We start from the raw sequence: 20,436 nt of genomic DNA, 5'->3' as shown, positions 1-20,436 counted from the left end.
ATCACTGGGGGTATCAGAAGTTGGCACGCATCCTGCTCTATCTCCCTGCACGCGTCGTATGCAGTTGTACGCGGCGCCCACGGTCCATGCAGGGACACGGGGCTTGTGTCCCTAACCATCAAGCCAATCCTGAAAGGGGAAATACCATGAAGAAGAACGCCCAGGGCTTCACCCTGATCGAACTGATGATCGTCGTCGCCATCATCGCCATCCTGGCCGCCATCGCGCTGCCGGCCTACCGCGACTACACCCAGCGCTCCGCCAACGGCGGCTGCCTGGCTGAAGCCAAGGCCTACGTCAACACGGCCGTGGCCGATGCTTCCGACAACCGTGCGCCGAACCCGTTCGTTGCCAGCGCCTGTGCCAGCGGCAACAACGGCACGACCGCCCTGTACAACAGCAATGGCAACATCTCGTTCGTTGCGAAGACCCGTGGCAATGCCTCGATCAAGCGCGACACCCAGTGCAGCATGGGCAGCGGCACCTGCAGCCTGCAGGGCGCCCCGTAATCCCATCGAATCCAGCGTGGCGGTCTGATACCTGGACTGCCGCCTGACATTCAACGAAAAGCGCCGCAAGGCGCTTTTCGTCTTTCTGACTCTCCCTTTGCACGTAACATCCAATTCTTTCCGTCCTTCATCAGGGAGTCCGAGTGGCCTTCATGCGGTTTCACTTCCCTGCCTTGGCGATGCTTTGCGCGCTGCTCGCCGCTTGCCTGTTCCTGCCCGGGCTGGATGGTGGCTTCACCTTCGATGACCGGCCCAACATCCAGGAGAACACTGCCCTCCATGTCGACGAACTGAACACTGACAACCTGCTCACGGCCGCCTACAGCTACCAGCCCGGTAAGGGCACGCGCGCACTATCCATGCTCAGCTTCGCGCTCGACCACCGGCGTGGCGGACTTGATCCGAAAGTGTTCAAGACAACCAACCTTGTCATTCACGCACTCACCACGTTCGCACTGGCGTTGCTATTCCGGCGATTGCTGATGCTTGCGCAATGGCCGGCCCGTCGCGTGATGTGGACTGCCTTGGCATTGTCGGTACTCTGGGCGATACACCCGCTCCAGGTCTCTTCCGTGCTGTACGTCGTGCAGCGCATGCAGACCTTGGGCACCTTCTTCGTCGTCCTCGCGTTGTGGGCGTATCTCAACGCGCGGGAGGCCCAGATCAACGGCCGCCAAGGCAGGCGATATCTCGCCCTGACCGCTCTATTCGGCCTCCTGGCGTTCGCCGCGAAGGAGGATGCTGTCCTGCTTCCTGCGTACGCCCTCGTGCTGGAGCTGACGGTACTGCGCTTCCGCGCCGCACAGCCTGCCCTGTCTCGGACTTGGCGCCAGGGTTATCTGCTGGCCACGGCGGCCGGCATTGCGCTCTATATCTTCGTCGTATTTCCGCACTACTGGAGTTGGGGCGACTACCCGGGGCGGACGTTCTCGTCCGCCGAGCGGCTGCTTACACAAGGGCGTGTACTGGTGATGCACATCGGCCAGATCCTGTTGCCTCGGCCAGAGAGCATGACCTTCTTCTATGACGACCTTCAGGTCTCCCGCGGCCTGCTGGATCCCCCTTCCACGCTACCGGCCCTCGCGATGATCGCTGGCTTGCTGGTGCTGGCCTGGCGATGGCGCGAGCAACGGCCCGTCTTCGCCTGTGGCGTGCTGCTGTTCTTTGCCGGCCATGCCCTCACCAGCAACGTGATCAATCTGGAGTTGGCATTCGAGCACCGGAATCATCTGCCAATGATCGGCGCGGTACTGGCCATCGGCGATCTGTTTGCCGCGCTGACCCAGCGATGGCAAGTGCGTTCCGCCTGGGTGGCCGGGATCGCGACGCTGGCGCTGTTGGCCACGAGCGTTGTGACGCTGACGAGAGCCCACGCCTGGGGCGACCCCTTGCGCTTCGCCCTCTACAGCGTAGAGATTGCGCCTGACTCGGAACGCGCCTGGCTGGCGCTCGGTGAGACGTACGCCAGTCTGGGCGGACAGCGGGCGGAAAGTCCGTACATGCAGAAAGCAATTGATGCGTGCCAAGCCGGCATGAAGCACATCGACTCTCCGCTGCTGTTGTCCAACATCGTGACCTACAAGAGCATCCAGGGGAGCGTGACGCCCGCCGATTGGCGCCGCTTCCACCAGCGCTTGAGGACGGCCCCCATGACGCTGCAGAACCGCAATGTCGTTTGGGGGCTGATCCGCAACGCCCAGCGCGGAATTCCCATGGACGAGCGAGGCGTGCTCGACACGCTGGAGATTGTTTCCAGCAGAACTGCATTCTCTACCCAGGAAAACCTGCAACTGGCTTCATACGCCTTCAGCGACACGCATTCTCCGGACGAAGCCCTCCCCTATCTCGAACGTGCGGTTGAGCACGCGGAACCTGGCGATCCTTTGGTAGCCAAGACCCTGTCCCAGCTTGAATCGGCCGGTCATGGGGATTGGGTGCAGCGGCTCAGGACCATGATGCGCAAGGAAGGTTGAGTGAAGCAGACACTCTCTAGAGCGATACCTGGCTTTCCCATGTCGGAGCGAGGCTTCCTGTTGCTGAGCATCATGGCTGCCGTGCTGGCCGCCACCGCCTTCCTGCCCGGCTTGCCGGGTGCGTTCGTCTTCGACGACATCCCCAACATCGTCAACAACAGCAGCATTCATCTGTCCCAAATGAGTCTGGGCGCACTGCTTGAGATCCTTTCTACCAAGCAGGTGTCCGGCGCCATGCGTGGCATCCCGACCCTGACCTTTGCGCTGGACTACTGGCGCGCTGGCGGCGTGGCCGATCCGGCGACATTCAAGAGCACGAATATCCTCATCCATGCAGTCACCACGGGCGCCCTGGCTTGGCTCTTCCGAAGCCTGCTGTCATTCACGAATGTTCCCCCGAGACGGGCGGGCTGGTTCGCCCTCGCGCTGGCATCGGCTTGGGCGCTGCATCCATTGCAGGTGTCTGCAGTGCTCTATGCAGTACAACGCCTGCAGACCATGGGTACGTTGTTCCTGGTACTGGCGCTGGTGGCCTACCTGCACGCAAGGCGGGCGCAGATGCAGGGAGCTCCGAGCAAGAGCGGCATGCTCATGGCGGCCCTCGCGTGGGCCCTCGCCATGGGCTGCAAGGAAGATTCCGTCCTGCTGCCCATCTACACGTTGGCACTCGAGCTGACCATACTGCGCTTCGCCGCCATCGATCCACGTACAGCACTTCTGCTACGCCGGGTCTACCTGGTCGCGGCTGTGGCGGGCATGCTGTTGTACCTGTTCTGGGTGGTCCCCCACTACTGGCAATGGGAAGCGCATGCCGGACGCGACTTCTCCACGCCGGAACGCCTGCTGACGCAACCCCGGGTGCTGTGCATGTACCTGGGCCAGATCCTGCTTCCGTTGCCGCAGCACATGCCGTTCTACTACGACTGGCAGCAGCCGTCGCGCGGCCTGCTGCAGCCTTGGACCACGCTGCCCGCCATCCTGGTGGTGCTGGGCCTGCTTGGCCTGGCTTGGGCCACGCGCCGACGTCTGCCGCTGTTCGCCCTAGGTATATTCCTCTTCTTCGGTGCACACGCCATCGCCAGCAATGTCGTGGCACTGGAACTGGCCTTCGAGCATCGCAACCATTTCGCGCTCGTGGGTGCTGTGTTGGCGGTCGGCAGTCTGCTCGCGCTCGCCGGCCAGCACCTGCGCCTGACGCCCGCTCCGCAAGCCGCATTATGCGTAGCGGCCCTGGCGGTGCTGGCGTGTGCGACCCTTCTGCGGTCGCACACGTGGAGCAACGGCATAACGCTGCTCGCGGCCACTGCCAAGGCGGCACCATCATCTGCCCGCGCCTGGGTGGACCTGTGCGACGCACTCTTCGTGGCCGGAGGCGGTGTCACTGCGGACAATCCCAATCTGGATAGTGCCATCGAGGCTTGCACGAACGGCACGGTCAATGTGCCCGATTCGCTCAACAGTCCTGCACTTCTAGTGGCACTTAAGACCCTGCGTGGGGACGTCACGCCCGAGGACTGGGCCTTGTTCCAGCAACGGCTGGGCAGCGTACGCATGAGCTGGGACAACACCCGTGCTCCACTGATTCTCGTGTACTACACCGACCTCGGCGTGGCCGTAGACAAGCCGCAACTGCTCAAGGCCATGGCCACGCTTGACCGCCGCGCCGCACTTTCGCCGTCGACGCTCGCGTCGATAGGCGACACTGTAATGAACAGGCTGGACGAACCTGACCTTGCGATCCCCTATTTCACCAAGGCCATCGAGAAGGCCCCGCCCGGCGATCCGTTCGCGCGTGAGCTCGGCGCCGAGCTCAGGCTGAAAGGCAGGCCGGATCTGGCCACCACGGTGGAGCTCGCCGGCAAGAGGGGGCGATCAACGGGGAGCAGTGACACATCTGAAAGCGGGCCATCCCCTTGAACAGGTACGCATGTCCGTCGACCTTCAGAACAAGATGGCTGCCAACGGCGGTGTCCGGAGAGCGGCGAACATCCCCACCAATGATGCTTTCCGCAAGACAGGTAGCAGGCCATGAAAGAAATCCGTACTGCCGATGACCTCGCTATCAACGGCGCACCTCCAGCCTTCCGCGAGCCCCTGCACGTGGGGCGACCCAACATCGTCAGTCGCGATGCGTTTCTTACACACGTAGGTAAGGTTCTCGACAACCAATGGCTGACCAACAACGGGCCACTGGTATGCGAGCTGGAACGGCGTATAGCTGACTATCTTGGTGTGAAACATTGCGTAGCGATGTGCAATGGCACGATCGCGTTGGAGATCGCCATTCGAGCGTTGGGACTGAGCGGCGAGGTGATCGTTCCATCGTGGACCTTCGTGGCGACCTCACACGCGCTCCACTGGCAAGGCATTACGCCGGTGTTCGCCGACATCGACCCCGCCACCCACAACCTGGATCCCGATGCCGTACGCCGGATGATCACGCCCCGGACGACGGGCATCATCGGCGTGCACCTGTGGGGCCGTGCAGCACCCATCGACGAGTTGCAGGCGCTGGCCGAGGAGCGCGGACTGAAGCTGATGTTCGATGCGGCTCATGCTTTCGGATCGAGCTACAAAGGCCGGAGCATCGGCCGCTTTGGTGCATGCGAGGTCTTCAGCTTCCATGCAACCAAATCATTCAACACCATGGAAGGCGGAGCAGTCACCACGAATGACGACGAACTGGCTGACGCCATGCGCTTGATGCGGAATTTCGGTTTCAAGGGCTACGACAACGTCATCCATCCGGGCACCAATGGAAAGATGATCGAAGTATGTGCTGCGATGGGTTTGGCCAATCTGGAAGCAATCGATGAGATTTTCGCGGCCGGCCAAAGAAATCATGCAGCCTACAAACAGGAGCTAGCAGGACTTGCTGGCATCACTTTGCTCGACTATGGAACCGCTGACCGAAACAGCCACCACTATGTGGTGATCGAAGTCGAGAGAGACTTTGCTGCCAGTCGCGACGACATCATCTCAGCGCTACATGCAGAAGGAATTCTGGCACGCAAGTACTTCTGGCCTGGATGCCACATGATGCAACCCTACCGGGACCTTTTCCCCCACGCAGGTCTGATGTTGCCGCACACCGTTACGTTGGCGCCCAAGGTAGTGATCCTTCCCAACAACGCAAGCGCCGCTCAGACCACAGGCCAGCTCCTACGTGCGCTCGCCGGCGCGCGCGCGCAGTAGCGACCCCACAAGGGTTACACAATGAAAGAGGCGCCGTAAGGGCGCTCAAGCACCAAGTCGACACCCGTGAAAGGCGGGGGAGCGCAAGCCACCGGATTGTCAAAAAAAGCGAGCCATTCCAGTGCTGGCAGGCTGCCGACAACGGGTGGAAGCTCCGTGAACCTGTTCTTTGCCAGGTTCAGCTTCCGCAGTCTCGAGAGATCATGAAACGAGTGCGGCAATCTCGCCAAGTGATTCTGGTAAAGAGTGATCTGTTCCAGGTTTGACAACGAACCCATTGCGTCGGGAAGCCGGTCGATCCTGTTCTTGTAGAGTCGCGTAGCCACCAATGACCGCAGTTCGCAGAAGCTATCCGGGAGCGCCTGCACCTTGGTAACGACCAACGTGAAGTACCTGAGCTGGCGCAGCTTTCCGATCTCATCCGGCAGCACCCTTAGCGGGCAGAAGCCAAAACTTAGGCTGGAAAGCTTCTCGCATTCGAAAGTCTCGTGAGGAAAATCCCTCAGTCCTGACAGATAGAAATGGAGGGTCTCGAGGTTCTTAAGTCGACTCAAGCCATCCGGAAAAACCTTCAGAAGGAGCTTATGCAGATGCAGGCTTCTGAGCCCCCCCAGCGACATCAAGCGCGGGCCTATCACTTCGATCGGATTGCTGCCGAGAAACAATGATTCGAGCGCCGAATTCCTGAACACGAACTCAGGGACGGCACGTAGCAGGCAACTGCCGAGATTCAGGCTGCGCAGAGACTCCAATCCCTGAAATTCGTCTGGTAGCTCGCCAAGCGAGTTCTTACGAAGGTTCAGGTGCTCCAATCGAGTCAAGCGTGCAACCAGCTTCAAAATATCCTGCTTCTCGGCATTCGAGTGGTTCCGGATGAGCCCACGAAAGAGACTTTTCTCATCGTGAAAGCTCACCGATATGCAGTCATCTCCGCGAAAGACAGTCTCGAAATCGGAACCCACTTTTCGGCGCAACAGATCAACTACATCGCGGTCATTCATGACCGTATCACCGGATGTGAAAGGATGAGATCAGACCAGGCATCCACCATCATCCAATCCGTGATCGGAACCGCGTCGATTGAAAGCGATGGTGCTAGCTGATGAAGACCGTGATCAACCAATGTCCGGCAAACCATCTGATCCAGCCCATGCCCAAAGTTTTCATATCCGGTATATATCCCTAGCTCGCAGAAGGCGAAACCCGCACCTTTCAGCGACTCCCAGTCGTAATGAAGCAAGAGACGCTCAAAGCTCTCTTCGAGTTCTTCATCTCCGTAGGTCGGACTGAAGAGAAGGACATGCGCCACACCTCGCAAGACAGGAGACGACAAGGCTTCACCCGCATCCAGCAGTACGTCATCGCCGATGCGGCCTGCCACTCGCTGTGCAACCTTCCGAGTAGTCCCGCCAATGGTAGAAAAAATCACCATTCGCTCACGCTCGCCAAAGCAGCGCATCCATTCGATATTCCGATATGGCGACCGGCTGATCTTCAACGTCGACGTACAAACCATGGAGAGCGGCAATGTACTCGATCTCAGAAGACTCCCACCATCGACCCATCCCCTCGTTCTCTACATCACCGTTTCGAATATTCTCCAGATGACGGGCCTTACGCTCTTCGGTATCGTAGAAATTCCACTTGCGCGCAGCATTCGGAATTCCCGTCAAAAGTAAGCGGAAGGGCTTCCCCCCGCGCACGGCAGCTATGTTCCGTACGATCCTATCGAGCGACTCAGGCTCAAAGTATGCAAGAGCGTCATTCATCAAAAACTTGCCTGGTGTATGCGCCCCCGTACCAGACGCGCCTAGCATCTCGCCAATCGGTGAACTCACGTCACCAACCAGATACTTCATGTTTGGAAGCGACTTGAAGGCTTTGGCTGCTGCGATCAAGTGCGCCGCGAAATCAACTGCGGTGACGCGCTCAACGATCGCGCCTAACTCATAGCTCACCAGTCCGTTACCACAGCACATGTCGAGAAGGTGGTCCTCGCGCCCTAGCTCAAGCCGGTCGATGATCCTTTCCACCATGCTTTCAAACACATGCCTCGGTATGGGCTGACGCGCAATCGTCTTGCCAACTTGAACGAAGAGATCACCTTCGGATCGGGCCTCCTCATTCCTGTAGCCATCCCAGAATGATTGCCAGCGATTGTTCATCGAGCGCTCTCCGTTTCCAGAAGTCGAAGCAGGGCCGGGCGGTCGTTGAACATCAGAACATCCAGCATCGAAAGGCCAGGTTCGAATGCTCCTGCCATCTGCCTGTACCCCGTCAGGTTGGGCTCCACGAAACGCAATTCTACCCCCGCAGCGGAGAACTCCTCGGCAGAGTACAGCGCCCTGCCACCCGGCAGATTGTGGTACTCAACGGCGCGCTCTCGCTTACAGATATCTAGCACCCGCTCTGCGCCGCACATCTCCTCATTCCCGTACCGACCGCTTGACACCAGGAATTCCGTAGTCAGCCCCATGTACCTGGCCACATTGACGACACTCCGTTGCGCGATCTCAGATAGCGAGCTCTCTCCCGACAGGAGAAGGTCCGCGAGAAGTGCATACGCCGGCTCAAAGAACGGCGCTTTTCCATACGACTGCTTGACAGACGCGAGCATTTTACGTCGCCAGGCATCACCGGCTTGGACCTCCAATTCATTGATCTTTAGATTGCTACTGCCTCCGACTACCGGAAGCGTGAACCAGCTTGTCCGACCTGACAGCGACAATCGATTGCGGTTTATCCACCCTTGCTTCATGAAAGCGACGTCATCGTAGAAGACAAAGGTGTCCACTGCCGCCACCAACTGGAAGTAGCCGACATACGGAAAGAAATAGGGCTGCATGATGGCAAGGCGTCGGCCGAGGGTGCGATCCCGTCTGATGTCGTCGAATTCACCCATGCGATGGCCGCTCGATCGTTGCATCACGCGCGAAGAGTGTGCGGCGACGCATCCAGATGGTGTGTAGGGCCGCCTTAACGAAGCCGAGAAGCGTGAAATCGCGCGCCAATGACCGCAGCGAGAACAACAGCGTGTCCCGATCGAGACCGCGTATCGACCACAGCGCCAGACCGACCAGGATTTCCCATCGGTATGCGTGCGGGTAATTCCCGCCTGCCGGTCCATGTGTCCGAGCATCCGTGTCGAATGCTAGCGAGCTTCTGAGAAAGCGAATTCTCGCCGTCACACCTGAGCGCAGGGCTGATCCGGGCGAAAGGCGATATACCGCCGTCGTTCTGGGCAGGTAAGCCACTTCCCAGGAAGAGGTGATGAACAGCGCGGTCACCGAATCCCCGAAATCGTAGTTCCGTCGACCGAAGAAGGAGGCGTCGATTTGATCGGCGATTTCCTTCCGGAACATGAGCGTGCACGTCCTGAGAATCACGGGATTATGGAAATTCTCCAAGAGCATCCCTTGTAACAGCGCCAAAGGAACGCGTCGATGCACAGTAGCGCTCCAGTTGACCTTCCAACCATCCTCCCGCAGCCGGCTCCTGACCCAGTCCGTATGCACAGCACCAACTTCGGGCCGGGCGAGCAGAATTCTGGCCTGCTCCTCCAGCTTTCCGAGGTCACACCAGTAGTCGTCTCCCTCGCACCACGCCAAGAACTTGCCTCGTGCAGCTGCCCGAACACGTCTCGAGTTCCTATTCATCCCCAGGTTCGGACCACCATGCAAGACACGTATCAGCTGTGGGAACGTCTTCTGGTACTCCAATGCTATGGATAACGATCCATCCGACGAACCGTCTTCTCCGATTATTAGTTCGAACGGAAGGCCGCACTTCTGCCTGACGATGCCCTCAATCGCTTCGGAGAGATACTCGGCGTGGTTGTAGACGATCATCAGAACGCTGATCAACGGCGTTACGTGGACTATTTGGTCACTACCTGTCTCGCGCCATGTCGCTATCGATTCTCCGGTCATGCCCTGCCCCGTCCTGTGCCACCTGCTCGCTGCACGAGAGGAAATGCCACAACGCTAACACTCGGAGCCACACGTCTTCTGGTCGTGAGCAGTGACCAAAAACCATGGCTCCACCGATCGATGTTTGCTTCAGCCATCGATTGCGAACAATTAAGGCCATTCATCCTCTATTTCCGCTCGACAAAGAAGAGGAAGCCGATCAGTACGAGCACCTCGGTGATCAGCAACGAGATCACCGATGCTTTGGCGCCGACATGTGGCAATAACATCAAATTAAGCAACAGAACAAGAAGGAGACCGAGCATCTCAAGCACAGAACGTGTGGCTTGACGATTCATGGCCGTCAGCTTTGCAGCCCAGCACTGGCGAAGGGCGAAGAACACTGGCCATGGCGCCAGCAGCAGAAGAAGACCGGCAACCTGGCCGTAGTCCGCGCCAAAAATATGAGGGATGAACGACCTGGATAACAGAATGAACATACCAGCGAGCAAGCCGTAGGTCGTCGCGACAAACACTAGTACGCGGAAGGTGCGGGGTACACGAATGTCACCATGCTGCGCGATCAGTCGAGGGAGCGTCGCACTGACAAGGGCGGACAGCGGCACCAGAAAGATGCTGACGACCCGGAATGCGACTGTATAAGGTCCCACCGCGGCTGCTCCCAGCAATTGCAACATCAGGACTTTGTCTACTTCCTGATAACTGGTGCTGGCGACACTACTGAGTGCGTATGCAGTTCCTTGGCGGGTCGCCGCGATAAGAGGCAAACGCTCGCTCCATTTCGGCCAGCCATCGATCCTGATCATCAGAAAGAGAACTGCGACACAACCAACCGCCGAGCCGGCGAAGTGCGCTATCGCCACCACGTCTGCCGTCCCGGGAAGATCGAAGGCAAGACAAGCCAGAACAACAATGACCCGTCCAAGCGGCATAAGACATACAACAACGGCCGCGGCGCCTCCGCGTTCAAGTGCATAACACTGACTTGCCGCAGCCCAGGCGATCGGCAGGAGTACCAACTCGGAAAGCGCCAGCAGCAGCATGGGGGCCAGCGGAAGGGTTTCCTGCAGCACCGACGTCGATAATCCCAGCACCACCAATGTGAGCAGGCCACCTACGACCAAGGTCTGCGTGATGGCGGTTGCCAACATGGCTCGTGACTTGCCGCGATCCTGCGCGATGTAGCGCGTAAGGAGGAGAGAGCTTCCCCAGTTCGCCAACGGCGCACCGAGCACCGCCAGCGCCACGCAACCCGCAAACAGACCGTAACCCGAGGCGCCCAACCAACGGGACAGGATCAATAGGTATGCGGCTTGAATGACGGCTCGCGCGATCAGCCCTCCCGTGCCGAGCAATGCGCCTCGGCCCAACCTTCCTGGCCGGTATCCCATCAGCGTGCCGAGCCAACTGCCCATGGCCTTCGTCGGGAATTCACGCTTGCGCTTACTCATGCGTGCGCTCTTGTCTCTCAATGTCGCCAAACTCGATAGATCAGGGTTGGGAACATCGCGCCGATCGCATCGTATAACCCGCGTGGAACACGCCTGAGGAAGAACCTTAGAATTCGCGACTCCGGCTTTTCGATTTCGAAGAGCACCTGCAATGCTTCGCCGTGAAGCTGTTCGAATTGAAGATCCGCTAGTGCAAGCATTTCTTCCAATCCCCCACGCGATAGCGGCAGGCAGTCGTAATGCTCCCCCCTCCTCCAAAAGCGGAGCCAGCCCGAACGCCAACGTTCAGGCCACCAGCTCAGGAATGCCAACCGATAGTGGGGCTCGACGATCATCCAACGATTCGGAACAGCCAAGTAACAAACACCGCCCGGTCGCATCACTCTCCGCAATTCATCCAGATGTGCGGCCTGTGCTGTGGCATCGCCGACATGTTCGATCACGTGATTGCTGACGACAACGTCGAAATGTCCATCCGGGAAAGGCAGCTCAACCCCCTCCACCCGGGTAAAGCGGTAACCCTCGAAGATCTGCCGGGCATCCTGGACATCGACCGCCTCCACCTCTATATCCAGCACGGGATGGGTGCCGAAGTAATGCGCTATGCCGCCAGAGCCAGTGCCTACTTCCAGCAGGCGTAGCGGACTTCCGGGTGCGAGCCCCAGCAGAACTTCGATCTTCTTCGCTTTCGCTACCCGACTTCCCAGGTCCAGCACGGCGTGGCCTTGGCGCACGCTATCACCCGGATCGCTGACCGGAGGAGCCGCAAGTGCGGCGCGGATCCGCTCTCCGAACTTCTCCCATGCGAATTCGCGAGCGAACTGGCGGCTGCCCGCCTTCAACGCCTCATCGCTCCCGGCGAGGATGTGATTGACGCGACTAGCGAAGGCCGCGTAGTCGCCCGGACTGACAAGATAGCCACTGACACCATCGGACACTGCATCGGGCACGCCGCCCACCGCGAACGCGACCGTGGGCACTCCGTGCGCGGCAGCCTCGATCGCCACCATGCCGAAGCCTTCCACATCCCCGGGCACGTGCCGTACCGGAAACACATGCACATTGGCACGCTCGTACGCTCGGGTCAGTTCATCGTCGCTGCAGGGGCCCCGTCGTAGCACATGGCGTTGCATGCCTGCGGACTCGATCGCCGCAAGCAGGACACCGACTTGATCGGATGCGCCCTTGCGCAAGGCATTGGGTGCATCGTCGCCCACGACCACCAGACGCGCGGACGGATGCTCCGCGATGATCGTGGGCATCGCATGGGTGATGAACTGCGCCAAGCCCTTACGTTCGGTAAGGCGGCCGACGCTCAAGAGGATGTGCCCCTCCGCAGGATCAAGCGCTGCGGCTGGCTGCCTATCGGGCACCGCATGCATCGGCGCCAGGCTTGTGCCCGGATGGACGACGCTGATGCGCCCCCCTGCCACACCAGCACGCCGCGCCATGTCCGCCGTATTTGCGCTGTTGGCGATCGCGCTGTCGAATCTTCGCAATACGGGAAGCCACAACCATCGGTACACGCGATGATCGACGATGATGTCCAGGCCATGCACATAGACGGCCGTGCGCGCGCCGCACGCACGCGCGGCGACGTAGGCAATGGGCGCAGTCAGACCGCTACCCGCCAGCACAATGTCTGGCCTCCAACGTACGGCCTCGCGGCGTGCGGTGCGCAGACCTGCCAGCAGGAACTTCCACAGAGGCCGCAACGGGACCTCCGTGATCTCGACATCCGCTGGCGCGAGCGCGGCAGATCCCTTGGGGCCCACCACCAGCACGTCGTGCTCACGGGCCAGCTCGGCCGCGATATGCCAGTTCAAGCGCTCCATCCCACCCACCAGGGGCGGCAAGTTGCGCGATACCAGCATTACCTTCTGCCGAGGGCTCTTCATGCCTGTCATGGCAGAGATGCGCGGCACGTAAGCCGATGGACCCTGCGTGCGAGCCAGGAGTGACAAGACACAACCCCATCCCGCCCCCACCGACCGCGACCGGAAAGAAGATGCATGGCCGGCATCGCCGTCAATCGTCTCGTCTGTAGGTCAGTGCCGTGATCTGCTCGGACACAAGGCCGATCAGGAACACGATGACCGAGGCACTGAAAAGCAGCGCGCTCATATTGGTGAAGCGCCCCTGCGTGGCGAATGTGAAGCCGTAGTAGCCCAGAGCCGTCAGGAAGAATATGCCCGCCGTCGGCGCGAACAGCTTGAGCGGCGAGTACAGCGTGGCGATCTTGAAGATGATCAGCAGGAAGCGGATGCCATCCCTGATCGGCCGGATATGACTCTTGCCGAGACGCTTCGCCACGGGGATCGGCAGATAGGCGACCGGATAGGCGCTGCGGAAGAACGCCATGGTGCTGGTGGTCGGATAGCTGAAGCCATTGGGCAGCAGGTGGATGAACTCGCGGAACTTGTCGGCCCGCACCACGCGGAAACCCGACGTCAGGTCCTTGACGTCGAAGCCGGTCATGCGGCTGGCCAGCCAGTTGTAGAAGGCATTCGCCGCGCCGCGGTGCACGCCGGCCTGCCCCGCCCAGTCGCGTGCGCCGACCACCATGTCGTAGCCCTCGTCCAGCTTCGCCAGCAGCGCCTCGATGCAGGCGGGATCGTGCTGGCCGTCCGCATCCATGAAGACCAGGATGTCGCCTTTGGCCGCACGCGCGCCGCGTTTGATGACCGCGCCATTCCCCATCGAATACGGAGAAGACAGGACCTTCGCACCATGCGCCGCGGCAATGGCAGCGGTGTCGTCCGTCGATCCGTCATCGACCACGATGATTTCGGCACCGGGCATGCAGGCGGTCAGCGCAGGCAACGTCCTGTCCAGGCCACCCGCCTCATTCTTGGCGGGCAGGATGACGGAAATGGTCATGTTTGGTCCCCTTTCGGACTAGGTTAGCCCGAAGGCTCGCATCGAGAAAGGCCGCTGGCTCGCGGGCACACCCCGGAGTCATCGGCCCATCGCCGCGCGAATGACGCCATTGGTCACAATTTGACGCTTCCGACCGACGTCGAGCGTCTCCGCTCCACGATATGGCGCGTTCCTTGCTTGCCTTTGAGGTGATGAGGTCTGCCTGGTAGGCGCTATGCACCGCGACATGCGTGGATTTACGTTGATCGAACTGATGATCGTGGTAGCCATCATCGCCATCCTCTCGGCGATTGCCCTTCCCGCGTATCGCTCTTTCATCGCACGTTCCGCCGATACGGCCTGCCTGGGCGAAGCCAAAGCCTATGCGCAGACCGTCGTGTCGGCAATGACGGGCGATTACACGATCCCGAATCACGAGCCGGGACGCTGCCAGGCCATCGCAACGCCAGCCGCCACGGCTACCACCTTCACCGCCGTACCCGTCACACCGGGCGCCCGCACCGTAACCTGCGACCTAGTGAATGGCGGCTCGTGCAGTCTCTAGTTCGCAGTTTGGCATCCCGGTCGATCGCCGGGCCCGACGGGCAGGCCCGGATCTTGCTTTAATGTACGCTGCATCGCTTTTCCGGATATCTCCATGAACGCAGTCGCCTCCGCCAACCTCGTCGGCATCACCGGCCTCGCCCGTCGACTGGTACAGGACGGCGCACTGGACGAGGCCGCCGCCCGCACGGCCATGGCCAACGCCACCGACGCCAAGGTGCCGCTGCCGCAGTGGATTTCCGAGAAGCGACTGGTCACGGCGCCGCAAATGGCGGCCGCCAACGCCATGGAATTCGGCATGTCGCTGCTGGACGCCACGGCCTTCGACCCGGCCCAGGGCGCACTGAAGCTGGTCAGCGAGGAACTGGTGCAGAAGCACCAGGTGCTGCCGCTGTTCAAGCGTGGAGGCAAGCTGTTCGTCGGCGTGTCCGATCCCACCCGCAGCCATTCGGCGCTGGACGAGATCAAGTTCCATACCAACCTGATCGTCGAACCGATCCTGGTGGATGAAGACCAGTTGAGGCGCACGCTGGAGCAGTGGCAGAACACCGCGTCCAGCCTCGGCAGCAACTTCGGCGACGATGACGATGCGCTCGACAACCTGGACGTTGAAGCCGGTGACGAGGATGCCGGCAATGACGGAGCCGTCGACAGCAAGGGCGACGACACGCCGGTGGTCAAGTTCGTCAACAAGGTGCTGGTGGATGCGATCAAGCGCGGCGCCTCGGACATCCACTTCGAACCGTACGAAACCGACTACCGCGTGCGCCTGCGCATCGACGGCATCCTCAAGCAGGTAGCCAAGGCACCGACCAAGCTGAAGGACCGCATTGCCGCGCGCATCAAGGTGATGGCGCAACTGGACATCGCCGAGAGGCGCGTGCCGCAGGACGGCCGCATCAAGCTGAACCTGTCGAAGACCAAGCAGATCGACTTCCGCGTCAGCACGCTGCCCACGCTGTTCGGCGAGAAGATCGTGCTGCGCATCCTGGACGGCAGCGCGGCCAAGCTGGGCATCGACAAGCTGGGCTATGAACCCGACCAGCAGAAGCTGTTCGAGGAGGCCATCCACAAGCCCTACGGCATGGTGCTGGTGACCGGTCCCACCGGATCGGGCAAGACGGTGTCGCTGTATACCGCCCTGGGCATACTGAATGACGAAACCCGCAACATCTCCACGGCGGAGGATCCGGTGGAAATCCGCCTGCCGGGCGTCAACCAGGTGCAACAGAACAACCGCCGCGGCATGACTTTCGCCGCCGCGCTGCGCAGCTTCCTGCGCCAGGATCCCGACATCATCATGGTCGGCGAAATCCGCGACCTGGAAACCGCCGAGATCGCCATCAAGGCGGCGCAGACCGGCCACATGGTGCTGTCCACACTGCATACGAACGACGCGCCGCAGACCATCGCCCGCCTCATGAACATGGGTATCGCGCCCTACAACATCACCAGCTCGGTTACGCTGGTGATCGCACAGCGCCTGGCACGCAGGCTGTGCAGCAAATGCAAGCGGGCCGTCGATCTGCCCCCCAACGCCCTGGTGGCCGAGGGCTACAGCGAAGCCGAGGTGCAGACCGGCTTCACCATCTACGAGGCGGTCGGCTGCGACGAGTGCACCAGCGGCTACAAGGGCCGTACCGGCATCTACCAGGTGATGCCGATGAGCGAGGCCATCCAGGGGATCGTGCTGGAGGGCGGCAATGCACTGCAGATCGCCGAGGTGGCGCAGAAGGCCGGCATCCCGGACCTGCGCCAGTCAGCCCTGCTGAAGGTGCGCAACGGCATCACCAGCCTGGCCGAGATCAACCGCGTCACCAAGGACTGAAGCGGACGCGCACTTGCGGGAGGCCTGCGCCCGATGGCGCAGGGCAACGCAAAGGCGGCCACCCTTGTCACCGAAACCCGGCCACCGTCACAGGCGGGACGCTTCCATTGGGCCGATAACCGGCTACCATGCGGCATTGACAGTCCGGGTGGGGTAATCCGGACAGGGGACTACCGATGGCCGTGACCCGTTCCGCTGCGAAGACTGCTGCCTCGCCCGCGCGCGAGAATCCACTGAACCTGTTCGTCTGGGAAGGCACCGACAAGCGCGGCGTCAAGATGAAGGGCGAGCAGTCGTCCAAGAATGCTAATTTCCTGCGGGCCGAACTGCGCAAGCAGGGCATCACGCCCAGCGTGGTGAAGGTGAAGCCCAAGCCGCTGTTCGGCGCGGCGGGCAAGACCATCTCCGCGAAGGAAATCGCCTTCTTCAGCCGCCAGCTGGCGACGATGATGAAGTCCGGCGTGCCGATGGTGTCGTCGCTGGAGATCATCGAAGGCGGCCAGAAGAACCCCCGCATGGGCAAGATGGTGCAGCAGATTCGCTTCGACATCGAAGGCGGCTCGTCGCTGTACGAGGCGATCAGCAAGCATCCGGTGCAGTTCGACGAGCTGTACCGCAACCTGGTGCGCGCAGGCGAATCCGCCGGTGTACTGGAAACAGTGCTGGAGACCATCGCCAGCTACAAGGAAAACCTGGAAGCGCTGAAGGGCAAGATCAAGAAGGCGCTTTTCTACCCGACCGCCGTGATCGCGGTGGCGATCCTGGTTTGCGCGGTGATCCTGATCTTCGTGGTCCCCACCTTCGAAGAGACATTCGCGAGCTTCGGTACTGAGCTGCCCTACTTCACGCAGATGGTCATCGGGATGTCGCGCTTCATGGTCAGCTGGTGGTGGCTGCTACTCGCCGTGGTGGTAGGTGCGGGCTTCCTCGGCGTCTATATGTTCAAGCGGTCACCGCGATTCCAGCACGCGGTAGACAGGCTGATACTCCGCGTGCCCGTCATCGGCCAGATCATGCACAACTCGTCGATCGCGCGTTTCGCCCGTACGACCGCCGTGACCTTCAAGGCCGGCGTGCCGTTGGTGGAAGCGCTGGATACCGTGGCGGGCGCGACCGGCAACTCGGTCTACGAGAAGGCCGTGCTTCGCATGCGCGACGACGTATCGGTCGGTTATCCACTCAACATGGCGATGAAGCAGACGCAGCAGTTCCCGCACATGGTCGTCCAGATGACGGCCATCGGTGAGGAAGCCGGCGCGCTGGACAACATGCTGTTCAAGGTGGCGGAGTACTTCGAGCAGGAGGTCAACAACGCCGTGGATGCGCTGTCCAGCCTCATCGAACCCTTCATCATGGTCATCATCGGCGTACTGGTCGGCGGCCTGGTGGTCGCGCTCTACCTGCCGATCTTCAAGGTCGCGGCCACGGTCGCCGGCTGATACGTGGCATTCCTCGATCAACACCCCGAGCTGGGGTATCCGGTAGTCGCAGGCCTCGGCCTGCTGGTGGGCAGCTTCCTCAACGTGGTCATCCTGCGGCTGCCGCGGCGGCTGGAGTGGGAGTGGAAGCGCGACGCGCGCGAGGTGCTGGAGGAGCCGGAGCTGTACGATCCGCCCCCGCCTGGCATCGTGGTGGAGCGCTCGCACTGCCCGCACTGCAAGACCGCGTTGTCGTGGTACGAGAACATCCCGCTGTTCAGCTGGCTGGTGCTGCGTGGCAAGTGCCGCCACTGCAAGGCCCCGATCTCGCCGCAGTATCCCCTCGTCGAACTGCTGACGGCCGTGCTGGCGGTAGCGTCGGTGTGGCGGTTCGGTTTCGGCTGGCAGGGGTTCGGCGCGGCGCTGCTGAGCTGCTACCTGGTGGCGCTGAGCGGCATCGACCTGCGCACGCGGCTCCTGCCCGACCAGCTGACGCTGCCATTGATGTGGCTGGGCCTGATCGGCAGCCTCGACAACCTCTACATGCCGGCCAAGCCGGCGTTGCTGGGCGCGATCGCCGGCTACGTGTCGCTGTGGCTGGTGTGGTGGCTGTTCAAGCAGATCACCGGCAAGGAAGGCATGGGCCGCGGCGACTTCAAGTTGCTGGCGGCGCTGGGCGCCTGGGTCGGCCTGAGCGGCGTGCTGCCGATCATCCTGTTCTCGTCGCTGGTGGGGGCGGTGGCCGGCTCGATCTGGCTGGCCGTCAAGGGACGCGACCGCGCGACCCCTATTCCGTTCGGCCCCTACCTGGCCATCGCCGGCTGGATCGTCTTCTTCTGGGGCGAACAGATCGTCGACGCCTACCTGCGCTTCGCCGGACTGAAGTGAGCCGGCTGCGGGCCGGGCCTGCGAGCCCTGCTCCATAATCCGTCCATGAGCGAGTACTTCATCGGACTGACCGGCGGCATCGCCTCGGGCAAGAGCGCACTGGAAAAGGCGTTTGCCGCGCAGGGCATCGTGGTGGCCGACGCCGACCTGCTGGCGCGCGAAGTGGTGCAGCCGGGCGCACCCGCGCTTGCCGCCGTGGTGGCTCACTTCGGGGAAGACGTATTGCAAGCGGACGGTCAGCTCGACCGCGCGGCGCTGCGCGTGCGCGTGTTCGGCAACGATGCGGAACGGCGAGCGCTGGAGGCGATCCTGCATCCGGCCATCCGCGTGCGTCTGCACGCGATCTGCCGGCAGGCGGCCAGTCCGTACGCGATCGCCATGATCCCGCTCCTTGCCGAAGGCGGCGGACGGGCCAGCTATCCGTGGCTGCACCGGATCCTGGTGGTCGATACGCCCGCCGCCGTGCAGAAGGCACGGCTGATGCAGCGCGACGGCATCGACGAGGCGCTGGCCGAGAAGATGATGGCTGCACAGGCGTCGCGTGCGGACCGGCTTGCGCTGGCCGACGACATCATCGTCAACGATGGCGACATCGCGCATCTGCAGCGGGCGGCCGACCAGTTGCACGCCCGTTATCTCGCTCTGGCCAACTCCCGCACGCCCTAGAGCAACGCGCGTTGCGGTACCCGCCGCCCGCCGCGTCGCCTGACGCCGCAGGTCCGGCGCTACGAATGGCGCGCTACGCCGGCCACCGTGCCGAGAGAGGACTCGCAAGCTTTCGTGGAGCGGAGCTCGCTCCGCTGCCCGTCCGCCACGTGATCGCCGCGGCGGAGAGCGCAAGAGGTCGCCATCACGGGGAAGCGGGCCACAGCCCGCGGATCGCGGCGATGCCCTGCGCACCGTGACGGCGCGCCTGCACGATGTGCTCGGGCAGCATGCCGCCGATGGCATAGATAGGCAGCGACACGCCCTCGCGCAGCCTGGCGAAGCCGGGCCACCCCAGTGGCTCGCCGACGGGATGACTGAGGGTCGGATGGACGCTGCCGACCACCGCGAAATCGCAACCCAACGCCTCCGCCTGCCGCAGGTCGGTCGCTGTGTGGCAGGACGCTGCGACGGCCAGGCCGTCCGGCAGGGGCCGTGCCGCGCATTCGGCAAGCTGCGCGGCGCGCAGGTGCACGCCGACCTGCAGTTCGCAGGCCAGGTCGATGTCGCCGTTCAGCAGTACCTCGGCGCCAGCTTCCCGGCAGCGCGCAACGGCCTGCCTTGCCAGTAGCCGCCACGCGTCGCCGGCCAGGTGGCGCGCACGCACCTGTACGCGATGCACGCCGCGTGAGAGCGCCCGCTCCAAACCCATCAGCCAGGCAGCCGAGTCATCGGGTTCCGGCGTGACCAGGTAGCGGTCGGGCTGCAGCAGGGCCGCCACCACGGGGCGGTCCGCGGGTGGCATGTCGTAGCGCATCAACTTGTCGGGCGCGACCCAGGCCAACGCCTGGCCTTCGTGCCCGCGCGGCGTGCCCTGCCAGCCGGTGAGATGCCGCACCTCCAGGCACAGCCGCTTGTCGGGGTACTGCTGGGGGACGCTGATGACGTGGTCGCCCACGCGGGCCTCGATGCCGAGTTCCTCGCGCAACTCGCGCACCAGCGCATCCTCGGGACGTTCGCCAGGCTCCTGCTTGCCGCCGGGAAACTCCCAGCGCCCGGCCAGGTCGCGCCCCTCGGTACGGCGGGCGAGCAGGATGCGGCCTCGCGCATCCGTGATGACGGCGGCCATGACGTGGATCGAGCGCAACGGGGTCAGCATGGAGGAAGCTTGCCGGTA

17 protein-coding genes and 1 pseudogene are annotated in these 20,436 nt (G+C 62.0%); 9 read left to right on the top strand and 9 right to left on the bottom strand.

Annotation, left to right across the window (positions count from 1 at the left end):
- Positions 1-146 precede the first annotated feature (146 nt).
- The 4 genes from V7060_RS01445 (at position 147) to V7060_RS01430 (ending at position 5,677) form a co-directional block, all read left to right on the top strand.
- A complete protein-coding gene (locus tag V7060_RS01445; RefSeq protein ID WP_334177480.1) occupies positions 147-509 on the top strand; it encodes a prepilin-type N-terminal cleavage/methylation domain-containing protein in 363 nt (120 codons plus the stop codon).
- A gap of 152 nt (positions 510-661) precedes the next feature.
- Positions 662-2,482 (top strand): hypothetical protein, encoded by a 1,821-nt coding sequence (locus V7060_RS01440; protein ID WP_334177479.1) that lies wholly within the window; start codon positions 662-664, stop codon positions 2,480-2,482.
- Positions 2,483-4,399: a hypothetical protein gene (locus V7060_RS01435; RefSeq protein ID WP_334177478.1), complete on the top strand. Its 1,917-nt coding sequence runs from the start codon at positions 2,483-2,485 to the stop codon at positions 4,397-4,399.
- 111 nt (positions 4,400-4,510) lie between these two features.
- Complete coding sequence (locus tag V7060_RS01430; RefSeq protein WP_334177477.1) at positions 4,511-5,677, top strand: DegT/DnrJ/EryC1/StrS family aminotransferase; 1,167 nt, start codon at positions 4,511-4,513, stop codon at positions 5,675-5,677.
- A gap of 14 nt (positions 5,678-5,691) precedes the next feature.
- On the opposite strand, the gene V7060_RS01425 is transcribed toward V7060_RS01430, so the two are convergent.
- The 8 genes from V7060_RS01425 to V7060_RS01390 form a co-directional block, all read right to left on the bottom strand.
- Positions 5,692-6,678 carry a leucine-rich repeat domain-containing protein gene (locus V7060_RS01425; RefSeq protein ID WP_334177476.1) on the bottom strand — a complete coding sequence of 329 codons (987 nt, stop codon included), beginning with the start codon at positions 6,676-6,678 and terminating at the stop codon, positions 5,692-5,694.
- Positions 6,675-7,109 (bottom strand): hypothetical protein, encoded by a 435-nt coding sequence (locus V7060_RS01420; RefSeq protein WP_334177475.1) that lies wholly within the window; start codon positions 7,107-7,109, stop codon positions 6,675-6,677. Before V7060_RS01420 ends, V7060_RS01425 begins: the two co-directional genes overlap by 4 nt.
- 4 nt (positions 7,110-7,113) lie before the next feature.
- A complete protein-coding gene (locus V7060_RS01415) occupies positions 7,114-7,842 on the bottom strand; it encodes a methyltransferase domain-containing protein (protein ID WP_334177474.1) in 729 nt (242 codons plus the stop codon).
- The gene (locus tag V7060_RS01410) at positions 7,839-8,579 is read right to left on the bottom strand and encodes a WbqC family protein (RefSeq protein ID WP_334177473.1); all 741 of its coding nucleotides are present in this window, start codon (positions 8,577-8,579) and stop codon (positions 7,839-7,841) included. The genes V7060_RS01415 and V7060_RS01410 overlap by 4 nt, the downstream gene beginning before the upstream one ends.
- The gene (locus V7060_RS01405; RefSeq protein WP_334177472.1) at positions 8,572-9,606 is read right to left on the bottom strand and encodes a glycosyltransferase; all 1,035 of its coding nucleotides are present in this window, start codon (positions 9,604-9,606) and stop codon (positions 8,572-8,574) included. The genes V7060_RS01410 and V7060_RS01405 overlap by 8 nt, the downstream gene beginning before the upstream one ends.
- Positions 9,607-9,773: 167 nt before the next feature.
- Complete coding sequence (locus V7060_RS01400) at positions 9,774-11,057, bottom strand: lipopolysaccharide biosynthesis protein (protein ID WP_334177471.1); 1,284 nt, start codon at positions 11,055-11,057, stop codon at positions 9,774-9,776.
- A 17-nt stretch (positions 11,058-11,074) separates the two neighbouring features.
- Entirely contained in the window at positions 11,075-12,964 is a 1,890-nt protein-coding gene (locus tag V7060_RS01395; RefSeq protein ID WP_334177470.1) for a glycosyltransferase, read from the bottom strand.
- Between the two features lie 121 nt (positions 12,965-13,085).
- Entirely contained in the window at positions 13,086-13,937 is an 852-nt protein-coding gene (locus tag V7060_RS01390; protein WP_334177469.1) for a glycosyltransferase family 2 protein, read from the bottom strand.
- 214 nt (positions 13,938-14,151) lie between these two features.
- Between V7060_RS01390 and V7060_RS01385 the strand changes: the two are divergent.
- The 5 genes and pseudogenes from V7060_RS01385 to coaE form a co-directional block, all read left to right on the top strand.
- Positions 14,152-14,265: pseudogene (locus V7060_RS01385) on the top strand (prepilin-type N-terminal cleavage/methylation domain-containing protein); the annotation flags it as partial.
- A gap of 309 nt (positions 14,266-14,574) precedes the next feature.
- A complete protein-coding gene (gene pilB / locus V7060_RS01380) occupies positions 14,575-16,308 on the top strand; it encodes a type IV-A pilus assembly ATPase PilB (protein WP_334177468.1) in 1,734 nt (577 codons plus the stop codon).
- A gap of 278 nt (positions 16,309-16,586) precedes the next feature.
- Positions 16,587-17,747, top strand: a complete 1,161-nt coding sequence (locus tag V7060_RS01375; protein WP_334177661.1) for a type II secretion system F family protein — start codon at positions 16,587-16,589, stop codon at positions 17,745-17,747.
- 3 nt (positions 17,748-17,750) lie between these two features.
- The gene (locus V7060_RS01370) at positions 17,751-18,614 is read left to right on the top strand and encodes an A24 family peptidase (RefSeq protein ID WP_334177467.1); all 864 of its coding nucleotides are present in this window, start codon (positions 17,751-17,753) and stop codon (positions 18,612-18,614) included.
- Between the two features lie 45 nt (positions 18,615-18,659).
- Positions 18,660-19,280, top strand: a complete 621-nt coding sequence (gene coaE, locus V7060_RS01365; RefSeq protein ID WP_334177466.1) for a dephospho-CoA kinase — start codon at positions 18,660-18,662, stop codon at positions 19,278-19,280.
- Positions 19,281-19,464: 184 nt separating this feature from the next.
- On the opposite strand, the gene V7060_RS01360 is transcribed toward coaE, so the two are convergent.
- Positions 19,465-20,418: a Nudix family hydrolase gene (locus V7060_RS01360; protein WP_334177465.1), complete on the bottom strand. Its 954-nt coding sequence runs from the start codon at positions 20,416-20,418 to the stop codon at positions 19,465-19,467.
- Positions 20,419-20,436: the final 18 nt, after the last annotated feature.

The sequence above is a fragment of the Pseudoxanthomonas sp. genome (assembly GCF_036845285.1).
Classification (GTDB): Bacteria; Pseudomonadota; Gammaproteobacteria; order Xanthomonadales; family Xanthomonadaceae; genus Pseudoxanthomonas_A.
This window is presented reverse-complemented; position numbering and strand designations above follow the sequence as displayed.